Annotated in this window: 10 protein-coding genes; 4 read left to right on the plus strand and 6 right to left on the minus strand. The window is 31.9% G+C overall.

All coding sequences use genetic code 11. From position 1 onward, the window contains the following. The first annotated feature begins 28 nt into the window (after positions 1-28). The 3 genes from ACP6PL_RS08780 to ACP6PL_RS08790 all read left to right on the plus strand — a co-directional run bounded on the left by ACP6PL_RS08780 (position 29) and on the right by ACP6PL_RS08790 (position 2,713). Positions 29-460: a universal stress protein gene (locus ACP6PL_RS08780; RefSeq protein ID WP_426544625.1), complete on the plus strand. Its 432-nt coding sequence runs from the start codon at positions 29-31 to the stop codon at positions 458-460. Positions 461-817: 357 nt separating this feature from the next. Beyond that, entirely contained in the window at positions 818-1,018 is a 201-nt protein-coding gene (locus ACP6PL_RS08785) for a hypothetical protein (RefSeq protein WP_426544627.1), read from the plus strand. 1,119 nt (positions 1,019-2,137) lie between these two features. After that, positions 2,138-2,713: a DUF3747 domain-containing protein gene (locus tag ACP6PL_RS08790; RefSeq protein ID WP_426544629.1), complete on the plus strand. Its 576-nt coding sequence runs from the start codon at positions 2,138-2,140 to the stop codon at positions 2,711-2,713. 294 nt (positions 2,714-3,007) lie between these two features. Here the strand turns inward: ACP6PL_RS08790 and ACP6PL_RS08795 are convergent, their stop codons facing one another. The 4 genes from ACP6PL_RS08795 to ACP6PL_RS08810 all read right to left on the minus strand — a co-directional run bounded on the left by ACP6PL_RS08795 (position 3,008) and on the right by ACP6PL_RS08810 (position 8,829). Next, positions 3,008-3,895: an alpha/beta fold hydrolase gene (locus tag ACP6PL_RS08795; RefSeq protein WP_426544631.1), complete on the minus strand. Its 888-nt coding sequence runs from the start codon at positions 3,893-3,895 to the stop codon at positions 3,008-3,010. 396 nt (positions 3,896-4,291) lie between these two features. Continuing rightward, positions 4,292-4,432, minus strand: a complete 141-nt coding sequence (locus ACP6PL_RS08800; protein ID WP_426544633.1) for a hypothetical protein — start codon at positions 4,430-4,432, stop codon at positions 4,292-4,294. 491 nt (positions 4,433-4,923) lie between these two features. After that, a complete protein-coding gene (locus ACP6PL_RS08805; protein WP_426544635.1) occupies positions 4,924-5,883 on the minus strand; it encodes a GDP-mannose 4,6-dehydratase in 960 nt (319 codons plus the stop codon). 627 nt (positions 5,884-6,510) lie between these two features. Next, complete coding sequence (locus tag ACP6PL_RS08810) at positions 6,511-8,829, minus strand: FkbM family methyltransferase (RefSeq protein WP_426544637.1); 2,319 nt, start codon at positions 8,827-8,829, stop codon at positions 6,511-6,513. Positions 8,830-9,667: 838 nt separating this feature from the next. On the opposite strand from ACP6PL_RS08810, the gene ACP6PL_RS08815 reads away from it, so the two are divergent. Further along, complete coding sequence (locus ACP6PL_RS08815; protein ID WP_426544639.1) at positions 9,668-10,654, plus strand: tetratricopeptide repeat protein; 987 nt, start codon at positions 9,668-9,670, stop codon at positions 10,652-10,654. A gap of 851 nt (positions 10,655-11,505) precedes the next feature. Here ACP6PL_RS08815 and ACP6PL_RS08820 read toward each other — a convergent pair. Beyond that, entirely contained in the window at positions 11,506-12,708 is a 1,203-nt protein-coding gene (locus ACP6PL_RS08820) for a glycosyltransferase family 2 protein (protein WP_426544641.1), read from the minus strand. 71 nt (positions 12,709-12,779) lie between these two features. After that, positions 12,780-12,953 carry a glycosyltransferase gene (locus ACP6PL_RS08825; protein ID WP_426544669.1) on the minus strand — a complete coding sequence of 58 codons (174 nt, stop codon included), beginning with the start codon at positions 12,951-12,953 and terminating at the stop codon, positions 12,780-12,782. Positions 12,954-13,325: the final 372 nt, after the last annotated feature.

Here is a 13,325-nt window from a genome sequence, read left to right on the forward strand (position 1 = left end):
AGATGGTATAATACTCTTTTAATAATATATGGTCTTTAAAACAATTATTGTAGCTTTTAGCAATTCACAGTCAGATTTAGAGCTAGTTATTCAAGCATTGACAGAATTTCACTTAACATCAGAAACGAGAGTGATTTTATCTCATGTGGTTGCTAGGGAAAAATATGATTTGGATCTGGAGGTAGATATACCTAAGTCTGAAAGGGAAAAAATTTCTCTCGGAGAATTTGAAAAGCAGCTTCAACTTTACCGAGAAAAGCTTCCTTGCACAACTGAACTAGAGATTGTTATGGGGGATCCGACTGAAGAAATTGTGCGCTTATCTAATATTTATAGTGCAGATTTAATTGTGATTGGTAGTCGGGGGTTAAAAGGTATAAATCGGATTATACAGGGATCTGTCAGTAGCCAGGTTATTGCTGAGGCAAGCTGCTCAGTTCTTGTAGTGAAACAGAGATAAGTTACTACTTTTTTGCAAGTATGCCTTAATCAATAAGTCTGAAAGCTTAATTCACAAAAGTTTTGAACATAATCCTCGATCATTCTCTTGGTAAGTTAGAAGCTTAATTCTTCAAAAATAATCCAGAACTTGAACTCTTCTGCTGAAAGATTTCACTCCTGTTAAACTTCAAAAATAAAAATATTATTGCTTATTGTCTATTATTTTTTGCCTATCAGAATCAAACAATTATTCAGCACACCCTAAGTAGAAGCATATTGTTAATTGTTAACTGTTTGAAAGAATTTACATTTGATACTACTAAATCTAGTTTCCATGAATTAGTTATGAAGAAAGACCACCGGAAGTAATATCATATTGGGTGAAAAAATTATAGTTGAGTGGATAAAAGCCAGAATGGATAAGGCAAAAGGCAGCAAGTTCAATAGATTAACAATTATCTCTTCTTTTGAAGAACAGGATTGGTTAAAAGGAAATTTTTTTCTTTTTTTATCACTGAAAGGAGAAGCTTTAAACTCACATTCTGCACGTCAATTTGTAACATTAAAAGTATTATAAAAAAAGGCGCTTTGCTAGCTATTTATATTATATAAATAATCTTAATTTATCTTTACTCATTCGTCAAATTATCTGGAAAATATTAAGCATAAATACTTAATTATTTGCTTCTTTTGACCACTATGATTTTTTCCTGATTTCTAACTCTTGATATCATGTCCGCTGGTATCGTTTGTGTAAATCTGAGTGTGAATGTTTACAGGAAATTTAAGTTTTTTCAGGCTTTTAAGCCTTCTCTCCTAGATAACTAAAACTTTCTTCCTTACCCTTACCTTACAATACCGATGCTATCGGAAATGATATGCTTCTGATTTTTTTATACTACGTTTTGAAGAGCGGAATCTAGGTTTAAACCTTGATTTTTCGGTCAAGGTTTGGAATGAAGGTGGCAAAGGAAAATATTTTTGCTCACTAATTATCCAGAATTAATATAAAGCATATCTAATTTTTCTGTAGTAAAAAAAGCTCTCCTCTGCTAATTCATTGGAAAATTATTGATAGCTTTTAATCTGTAAAACTATATTTTCATATTTTAAATCACACAATTTTTTTATTCATATTCATTTTTTCCTATTCTTTGTTACCAAATAATCAAGGTCTAAATCATCTTCTTTTCAGTATAACTAATTATTAAGTAGAGCGTGGTAAATTTTGTGCGTTATGTATCAAATTGTAAATTATCTCAAAATTCACGTATATCATTATTTTGATGCATTTTGTGGCTAAATATGTAACCTCTTTTTTTTAGCTTGCTCTGCTTAATTATTAATTGTTAATTATTCAACTTTTACCTCAAGTATTGAATTATCTATTCATATTTAAAATGTAAATTCTGTATGAAGTGGAAATTTGAAAAATTATAAATTACTAAAAATCGGCAATCAATTAGACTAATCCTATTTGTTTATATTTCAAATAAATCATAATTTCACATAGAAACAAATTTTCAGATCTAAATCTCAAAGACAGATAAACTAAAAAAATACAAAATTGTATCTAACAGAGAAAATTTGGGCTAGATAGGATTTGACAAATACCACCATAAGTATGAAAATAAATTCTAAAATTTCCTAAAATTTACATTCTTGAAGTTATATAAAATCAGACTCAACAAGACATATGAAAACTTTTTTCAAGCAGTCTATAGCTGCACTCACAACTTTAGGGTTATTGACTTTATCTTCTATTTTTCCAGCAAAGGCCAATTTCTTTGACCAAAAAGAAGTCGAGCAGTCTAGATACATTGCAATTGCAGTCCCCCGTGCTTTTGGTCCACAATTGCTAATCTTGGAACAAAAAACGGATGCCAGAGAATGTTGGAGTGAAAGTGGCGATCGCCCTACCTTAGTTGATCCATTGTTACTAAATTTCGATTTTACAGGTATTTGTGGACGTGCTACCGACAGTAATGGTTATTCTATCCGAATGGCAGGTACCGATCTAGCCCTTGACTATGCTTTGTCTTTACAAATGAGTGGAGGTGATATACGTCTAATGGGTATTTCTCGTGTTGATTCTAATGCACCACGACTACTAATTGGTAGAACTTATGGTTTGGCAAATGGATTTACTAAGATTGTTCTTGAACCTGGGTGGCGATTTGCTAAAAGAAGTTATCAGGGTAAAGAGTTAGGGCATATATATGTTACTACTGACTGGATGCCAACAGAGTTAGAAAGTTCTAATCCCAACTAAATGTATCAAAATTAATTGAAATTTAAAAAAGCGGTCATTATTAATGACCGCTTTTTAATTGTCCTCAACACCACTTAAAAAGGTAAATGACACAAAGATAGTGTCTTAATTTGACTAGAGATTTTTAACAGAATTATTCTTTAGAAAGAGCATCGACGACTGGCCGTGTTTCGTCTCGATGCTCTCGCTGATTCGCTCCTCACACGCTAGATAGTCTAACCTACTAGACTCGTTTTGTCACTACTTTCAGGAATTTTTTTTTATAAATCTTGAAAGTATTGCCTATTAAGAGTTTTACTGTTGAGCTAACCAATCTAAAATCAAAGAGTTAACTATTGTGGGCCTTTCATCGTGGGCACAATGACCTGTGTTTGGTATAGGTTCAAATTGAATAGCTCCACCTTTGTCTACTAAGTCTTGATAAATTTTTGCGCCAGATACTGGTGTCCAAGGGTCGTTTTCTCCCCAAATTACTAATAGTGGTGCTTTAATTTTTGGTAATAATTCTGAGGGATGAGGTCCAGCAGGTGCAGTGAGAATTGAAGCAAAAACTTTTTGCGCTCCAGCATCGCAGGAAGGACGATGGATTATTTCTACTAATTCTTCTGTAACGGCTTCTTGATTTATATAGACTTGTTTGAGAGTGTTACGGATACGATGTTTTTGACGGACTTGGTTAAAAATAAATGGTCCGAAAGCTGGGGAGCTGACTAATTTGGTAAACATTCCCATGATGAATCTCAGTGGTGGGTTTAATTCTTGAGGTCTATGGTTTAAGCCTCCAGCACAGTTGATGAGAATTCCTCCTCTAGAAATTTCTGGGTGGTCTGCTAGTATCATTAGGCTGAGTAATCCGCCTATGGAGTTGCCAACAAATATGGTGGGTTTTTGGATATGCTCACTCCAAAAGTCGTATAATAATTCTTGCCAAAGTTTAAGATTGTAATTTATGGGTGGCTTAGAAGATGCTCCAAATCCTAGCAAGTCTAAGGCAAATACTTGATAGCCGACTGCAGCGAGGTTAGGGATATTATTACGCCAGTGACCTATACAACCTCCAAAGCCATGGATTAAGAGTAAGGGTTGTCCAGCTCCCATGACGGTATATTGGATCTTATGGCTTTTCCAAGTCCAGCTTTGTGCTTCTAGCTGATTTATTAGAGGGGCTGTAGTTACATTCATTGTATAAAGTTTTGTAAAGTTACATACTTAATCATAATAGAAAGTAAAAATTTACATTGCCAAAAATAAGTCTGTTTAGGATATCACTGTCTAGGAGTACTAGAGCAGTAGTAACTTCAATATCAGACAAATAAATATTTCTATTAACTGTTAATTTGAGTTAGAAATTTTTGTTTTCCTGAAGTAGCTTATCTCTGTTGAAGTACATTTAAGACTTCAGCTTAATTTTCCTGTATTAAAGATTTAACTCCATAACCATAATCCAGGGAAAACTTGACTTTTTCTAACTCCATTTTCATCTACAGAAACAGAAATATACTCTCTTTCAGATAACCAAAACTAACTTAATTTTTGTTCGTAAACTCTCCAAACCAAATATTATTTTACTCCATTGCGTTAATAAGCTTTTAATTTATCATGTAAATCATAAGCAGCAATACTAGCAGCAACTTCAACAATTAATTCTGGCATACCTTCTATATAATCATCCTCGCTAATTTTTGTTTGTCCTCTTAAACTTGGTTCAATAAATAGCATGGTATCTGGTTAAGGTTAATTATTTTTATCTAAACGGCTAGTTTTATTATCAGTACCCTTAACTCCTAGAGTTACAGCAGCATAAACTTCTAACCAAGTATTAATTTGAAAATGAGGTTAACCATGACCATAAAATCTCAGTGATGAAGCCATATAAACAATTCCTTCAATAAGTTCACCCTTTTTATATTTTGGCACAGCAAAACAGCACTTTTCAAACTCTCCTCTAGTTTAGCTATAGCTACTTTCTCAAGGTATTATTGTAGTTTTATTCATAGGTTTTAACGAAAGATAAAAAATCACAAAAATAAAGATTATAAAATTGCTAAAAAATCGACCTAATTTACCATAATTTACCAATTGATAATGGATAATTAATTAAAATACTAAACTTTGTAATAAACTATTTTTTTTAGAGAAGAGAAATGTAAAAATTTTCAATTTAATACAAAAGTTTTCAAACTAAATAATTATCAATTATCAATTATCCATTATCCATTATTTATTCTATCTTCAACCATCATCCGCACAACATCTGGCATTTTATAATGTGCTTTCCATCCTAATTTTTCTTGAGCTTTAATTGGATTTGCCTTACCTACAGAAATATCAGTAGGGCGATATAAACTTTGATCTACTTCTACATAATCCTGCCAATTTAATCCTACAGAATTAAAAGCTTCAACTACAAAATCTTGCAAAGGATAAGTTTCTCCAGTGGCAATTACATAATCATCTGCTTCATCTTGCTGCAACATTAAAAACATTGCTTCTACATATTCTGGTGCCCAACCCCAATCTCTTTGTACTGAAATATTTCCTAAGTTTAATTTCTCCTTACTACCTTGAGCAATTTGACAAACAATAGAGATAATTTTTTGAGTTACAAAACGTCGTGGCCGGAGGGGAGATTCGTGATTAAATAAAATACCAGAACAAGCAAATAAGTTATAAGCTTCTCGATAATTTGCTACTTCCCAAAAAGCTGCAGATTTAGCAACGGCGTAAGGACTTCTAGGACGAAATGGAGTAATTTCTGTAGCAGGTTGACCGCCTGTATCGCCAAAACATTCACTCGAACTGGCATTATATAATTTAATTTTTGCTCCAGTAAATCGAATTGCTTCTAAGAGATTTAAGGTACCAGTAGCGATACTTTCTAATGTTTCTACAGGTTGCTGAAAAGACAGACCTACTGAACTTTGACCAGCTAGATTATAAACTTCATCTGGCTGATATTTGGTTAATATTTGTAAGACACTTCTAAAGTCATTTAAAGACATGGAGTCTAACTTTATTTTGTCACTAATACCTAAACGAGATAAGTTCTTAAAAGTAGACATTTGAGCATCTCTGGAAGTGCCACAAACTTTGTAACCTTTTTCTAGTAATAATTTAGCTAAGTAGGAACCGTCTTGACCGGAGATTCCTGAAATTAATGCTGTTTTCATAATTTTTAAGGAGGAAGGAAAAAGAAGTAAATAATAGGGGATAATTTTATAGATAATTTTTGCTTTTAAGCAAAAATTTCTAGGCTAAGTTCAGTTTTTTGAGGAGGGTTTTAGGTAGTAGGTTCAATTTTCGCCCTTGTATTTAACTGAACAAAGGTGTTTGGTGGTAGGTAGAAAGTAACCTACAACCTAAGATATAAAATCTACAACCTTATTCAAGAAACTGTAAGTGAGGTGTGAAGTTTAATAACCCAATTGCTCAAACAAGTCTTCTACACTTATAACTTAGCACCTACCACCAAAGGAAGCGAACTATAAATTATAGATATAGTAATTCTCAGATGAATGAGCTAAAGTAACAATATTGAGTAAACCAATTACAAATATTTTCTTTATAGCATTTATCATGGAGGTTATAGCATTTATCATCCAGGTGAAGTACATTAGATTTATTACAAAAGTAATTCAAAAGTAAAAAGTAATAAAAACTGATTATTTATTTACTATAACGTAATTTTACTTTCACAAGAGGTCTATTATATATTCCTAGATTCTCTATTGCCTGTTGATTAAAATAACAAATTTTATACCTCATTCAATTGATCAAGATAAACTCTATATATTATATCAATCTGGGATTGTTTCTGCGATAATTTTTGCTAGATTTTTGAGATGAGCTGCATAGTTAGTTGTATTTTGATTTGGTAATGTTTTTTCCTGATTTTCTAGTTTTAATTTATTTTTTTCTAGTTCTGTTTGAGTTTGTTGAAGTTGGGATTGATAGGTATTGAGTTGTTCCTCATGTTTGGATAACTGGGATTGAGACTGTTCTAATTCTGCTTGTAGTTCATCTAGCTGGAATTGAGTAATTTCTAATTCTTCTCGCGTATCATGTAGCTCGGAGTGAGATTTATCTAATTCTGTTTGAATATTTTGTAGTTTTGATTCAGCATTTATAGCTTTTTCTTGATTTTGCTGAATTTGAGATTGAGCAGATGTTAATTGTTGGGAAAGTTCATCTCGCTGAGATTGGATTTTTTCTAGCTCGGAGCGAGTTTTTTGTAATTCTGATTCGGCATTTATAGCTTTTTCTTGATTTTGCTGAATTTGAGATTGAGCAGATGTTAATTGTTGGGAAAGTTCATCTCGCTGAGATTGGATTTTTTCTAGCTCGGAGCGAGTTTTTTGTAATTCTGATTCGGCACTTATAATTTTTTCTTGGCTTTCCTGAAGTTGAGAGTGGAATTGTTCTAATTCTCCTAATATTTGGTCTCTTTGAGACCAAATATTTTCTAGTTCTGTTTGAGTTTGCTGAAGTTGAGACTGAGTAGATACTAATTCTTGAGAAAGTTCGTATTTCTTAGACTGACTATTTTCTAGTTCTGTTTGGGTTTGCTGAAGTTGAGACTGAGTAGATACTAATTCTTGAGAGAGTTCGTATTTCTGAGATTGACTATTTTCTAATTCTACAGAAGTTTGCTGGAGTTGAGATTGCATATGCTTAAATGTTGGTTCAAATGAAACAGTTTTCTCTACCTCATCAATATATACATCCCGAAAAACTGGTGTGCTATTCCAAGGTTCAAAAGGTATAAGTTTTGCTGTGGAAAAGTGGGGGCGAAAGAAATATTTTCCTGTTTCATTTAAGAGACAAGCAGCAAAAGCAAAGGGAGTATTAGAAATAGCAACAAAATCACACTTACTCAATAAGAAAAAATTCAGATATTCTGGATTAACTTCTACCTCTAAATCTCGAATCGTTATAGGATTATATTGAGCAAAGTAAAGCAGAGGTATTTCCTCTAAATTATCGCTGGCAATAAATAAAACAGGTTCCTCTAAAGTTTCCCATAAACCATGCAACCAAGTTTCATACCATTCACTAGGAACAACAACAGAATTATTATTTTCATCTGAGTCTGATTGTAAATGTAAACCGATGATAGTTTTGCCATAAGAACACAATTTTTCCCAAGCAACTTTTACTATAGCTTCTATTTCTCTTACAGGTTGAAATAAAGAACAAAAATATTCTTTGTGGGTCGCATAATACCTAGTGTGATATAAAAATTTTCCTTGAATATTCACATTTTTCCAAACTTCTCCATTAACAGGGAAAATTTCATTATTATTCTCAACAATTACAGGTAAATCCTCAGATATTTCTCTATCTTTATGCCCAAATAACTCTTGACCTAGCCATGGAGGAGTCTCTACGGATAACCCATTTTCTTGAGCATATATTTTTAAGAAAGCATACTGAAAAATTTGATTCCCCAATCCACTATTTTTACCAATAGTAGACATAGTAACTACTTGTTTTCTAACATAAAAAGCATCTCCCCAAGATGGATGAAATGGTGTTGCTACTGCTACCATACCAAAACCATTCTGTACTAAAAATTCATCAATTTTTTCTGCTAAAGCACAACCTTCATAGAGTTCCTCATAATTAACTTTGGTGTAAACTGCATCTATATATTGAAGTAGATTACTTGCTCCTTGTAATGCTAAAAGTTCTGCTCCTTGAATATCGAGATTGAGGATATTAAAATCTGTTGGATAAAGATCTAACTCTTGTAACAAAGTATCCAAAGTTTTTGACTCAACAGTGAGTTGATGAGTTTCTTGAATATTGGGGTAAATATCTCGATAATGTTTTAAGGGAAAAATGGAACTACTTTGCACCATTGAATTGACATATAGTTTGACTATGCCATTTTGATTACTAATAGCATAGTTAGCAGCTTGCACGTCGAGAGATGCTGTGTTTATATTTGACTTTAACCTTTCAAATACTGTTGGGTTAGCTTCAATAAAAAGAATTTTTGATATGTCTAAAGTTTGATAAAGTTTAATATCTTTACCATCATAAGCACCCACATGAATAATACCTCTGGGGGAGACTGAGTTTTGTAAACAAAGATTCTTTAAATCTAATTTCATTGGTCAGAATACTCAAATAGTTTGCCGTTAAATTTATAGAACTGTAATTGACGAATAATACTACCTTAAAATAAGGTATATTGAGAAACAATTATAGGATAAAATTGATTTCTTTAGGCTTAGGAAAGATTTTTCCCAGATTTTTTATATGGTCTGCATAGCTTGTTGTGTTTTGATTCCTTGTTTACCTCAGTAACTTGAGAAACACCATAGTTTTTTTTCTTGTGTTTATAGTTTAAAATTTATTTCTAGTTCTCTTTGAGCTGATGAAAGCGGGTCTTCACAGATATTAATATTTAGTTTATAGGTCTTCAGCTATCAGTTTAATAACCTCTGCTTTCTAAATAAGTATTGAGAAATTCACGCAGAATTAAAAGTATGGATCAAAAAACAAAAGCTAACCTTAACTATTCATAATCAATCAATTGCCCGATTCATTTTGACTACTGAATAGTTACTCCAGCTATTATTTATCCAAGTGAGATTGAGTATTTTTTTTATTCATTATGCACAATTTTTATATAGTTGTGATGCATAATTTTTAGACTTTTATTACTAGAATATAAAACTCATTCATTCCAGGTAAAAATTTGAGGTAACATTAAATATTTTGTAAATATTCAGCCAGCTAAAATTCAGCTTTTGAATGTAATAATTTACTAAGGTTAGCTGATAACTATATAGCATATTAGTAAAAGAGAAGTAAACTAGATATTCTCCTCCACATATTATGAATTAGTTACTTCCCAATTACAAATATAGTATGAGAGATTTTTGGGGACGTACTTGATAAATAATCTTTGAATATGCAATATATTTTAGCTTAATATGGTGAAGCATGAAAAATCAATACTTAATTCTGAATATGATAGAAAAACACCAAAAAGCAACAGAATATTTGGTTTTGGGTGAATTTGATGTAGCGATCGCTATATGTCATCAAATTATAGAGGCAAAACCAGATTTTATTCCAGCTTATCAAACTATAGGAAATGCTTGGGAAACTCAGGGAAATTTAGAAGCCGCCCTGAGTTGGTATACTCAGGCATTAAAAATTCAACCTAATTTTGCAGAATTATACAAAATTATTGGTAATTTATATTCTCGAAAAAAGCAGTGGGATGAGGCTATTTCTTGTTATGAAAAAGCGGTTAAACTAGAACCAACTTTAACAGAAGTATATGAAAAGTTAGCGGATATTTTTCAACAACGTTATCGGCAAAGTCTACAACTAGCACTGAGTAATTATCGTCTAGCAATAGATTATTCTCCTAGGGATGAAAGTCATTACCATAAATTCTTAGAAATTCAGCCCTATAATCCAGAAATATGTAGGCGTTTAGCTAATACTTTATTTAGCAAAAATAAACTAGGATCAGCAATTATTTTTTATCAAATTGCTTTAATAACAGAACCAGAAAATCCAGAAATTCATTTTAATTTAGGCAAAATATTGGCAAAACAAGGTTATCTTGAGCAAGCAATCTCTGAATATCAACTTGCTTTGGAAGTAGAGAAAAATAATCCAGATATTTATCTACAACTTGGTATAGTTTTAGCAGAACAAGAAAGGTGGTCTGAAGCAATTGTCTCTTATCACCGTACTATTGAAATTAATCCTAAGTCAGATTTTGCTTATAACTATTTAGGAGAAGCTTTAACAAAATTGGGAGAGTTGGAAGAGGGAATTTATATGTTTCAGCAAGGGATAAATCTCAATCCCACCTCACCTTTATTTCAGAAAAATTTGGGTGATGCTTTAGCAAAGCAGGGAAAAATAGATGAAGCAAGTGCAGCTTATAGTCGTGCGATTGAATTAGGATAAAAAGTAAAATAAAAATCTAAGATGTTAATGCACAAAATCTGAGGAAATTAGACATATATATAAGTAGTTAGGCAAAATTATTTATGGCAGTATTGTACAAGTAGTGATATTTTCCGAAAAAGCCGAGGAGCCAAATATTTACTATTTCTGATAAATCGGAGTATTTAAGTATTTTTCTGTTCACCTTTTCTCTAAATCACTACTTATATATTTTCCCAAAAAGCCGAGGAGGCAAATATTTACTATTTCTGATAAATCGGAGTATTTAAGTATTTTTCTGTTCACCTTTTCTCTAAATCACTACTTATATATTTTCCCAAAAAAGTCGAGTCGGCAAATATTTACTATTTCTGATAAATCAGAGTATTTAAGTATTTTTCTGTTCACCTTTTCTCTAAATCACTACCTATATATTTTCTGAAAAAGTCGAGTCGGCAAATATTTACTATTCCTGAGAAATCACCTGAACATAACAGAGAAAAGGGAATATAGAAGTATGTAAAAAAGGAAAGAAAAAATATTTAATTTTGACAATTTATGCGAGGTCTAAACTGTTGGCTTGTAGGCAAAAATCATAGATTAATATCTCATACCATTTATCAAAATTAATGCTTTAGCATGACAACTACTTTATACTTTAGGATTTTCCCAAATCCCCTAATACCTAACACCTCTAACTAACAAATTTTACCTACCTCCTACAAATCTTAAATTAATTCTGTCGAGGTACTTAAAATTCTTATTCTTTCTTATCTAATACCAATTACCTAAAATATTACTTTGGTGTCTATTTTCCACTCAGGCTAAAAAAATCAGCCCGATTGGCGTAGCATTAATTTATGAAAGTTCGTCTAATTTACCTCTCGACTATTTCCATTATCTCTGATTTTCTGATAATACTTTTGTGCCGTTTGCATCCAAGCTTTTACCTGAGATTCTAGCCATGATTTTTCTGCCTCTAAAGCAGAATTTTTTTGCTCAAGATTATCCACCCAAGAATGCAATCTCTGAGAATCTTCTTGCAGTTGAAATTTCCCTTTTTCCAGATTTTTCACCCAAGCACTATATACATCAACCTCAGACTTTAGGCGAGAATTTACTTGCAATATTTCTTGTATTCTAGTACCTAACTCTTTCAAAGAAATACCTAATTTTCCCGATCTACCCCGCCAACTTTCGAGTAATTCAGATAACTTTAACGCCTCATCAAAATTTCCCATTTCCAAATGACGATAAATTCGATAATAACTCACCCATTTAACAGTTCGAGATAACACCTCAGTTTCCCAATCATTTAATTCTGAGTCTGATAAATTTAAAGTATCAATTAAATTACTACAGATTTGTAAATGTTCCTCAACCTGATAAAAATCATCAAAACTGTGAGTTTTATTTCCTTCATGCCATCGATAATATCCCAAGATTTCTTTGACAAAATATAAATCAGCAAATAAAGCAATTCTTAACCATAATTCTAAATCCGCAGCAAAAGCATAATTGTCATTAAATTTCCCGCCAACTTTCTCTAAAACCTTTCGTCTCATCAATACAAACGGGCAACAAATAGGATTAGCTTCTCCCAAATTTTTTCTTACCCATTCCTCACCATTCACTAACCTATCATCACCATAATTTGCCCAATCCCAATTAAGATAATTATTCTCACCATCCACCACCATAATAGACGAAGTAACTAAACCAACATTTTGGTATTTGTCTAGAATTTTTACCTTTTGTTCTAAATTTTTTGGCAACATCACATCATCCTGAGCAAAGACAGTAATATATTCTCCAGAAGCAGATTTTAAACAACGATTCCAATTAGGAAAAAGTCCTAAGTTTTTTGAATTGTTTAAGTATTTAATTCGACTATCTTTTTCCAGATAACTCCGAATAACTTCTGGAGTATTATCAGTAGAACAGTCATCAGAAATAATTAACTCAAAATCTGTAAATGTCTGTTCAAGAATACTATCTATTGCTTGAGTAAGAAATTCTCCAGAGTTGTAAGTAGGTAAACAAACAGTAACTTTGGGAAAATTGTCTATGGGCATTTCATCAAATACTAATCTTGAAGTAATACGTCATTATAGCAAAGGTAAGGAATAATTAAAAATGCAGATTATCAGCAACAACTCCAATTAAGAAAAAGCCCTAAGTTTTGGGAATTTTGTAAGTATTTAACTCTACTATCTTTTTCCAGATAACTCCAAATAATTTTTGGAGTATTATCAGTATAATAGTCATCAGAAATAATTAACTCAAAATCTGTAAGTATTTGTTCAACAATACTATTTATTGCTTGATTGAGAAATTATCAAGAGTTATTAAGTAGGTAAACAAACAGTAGCTTTGAGAAAATTGTTTATAGTTATTTGATCTAATACTAATCTTCAAGTAACGCTGTATTATAGCAAAGGCAAAGAAGAAAGAAGAAGCAAGAATGAAGAAAATGCTGTGTATAGCAGTAGCTATTACTCTCAGGAAATTCTCAAACTCTCAAATTTAGCCATAGCAAGAATTTAATTTTTAACTTTAGCTATAGCAGTCCATAGAGAAGTCTATACAAAAATGAAGCGGTTATAATCCAGTTTCCCTATTTGTATAGCACTAGTGCAGGATGAGGGAAATATGTTACCAGTGACAAAATACTCAAAGCCTTGCCAATCAA

Origin of the sequence: Dapis purpurea BLCC-M126, from assembly GCF_050015975.1 — a bacterium.
In the GTDB taxonomy this organism is placed as follows: domain Bacteria; phylum Cyanobacteriota; class Cyanobacteriia; order Cyanobacteriales; family Microcoleaceae; genus Trichodesmium.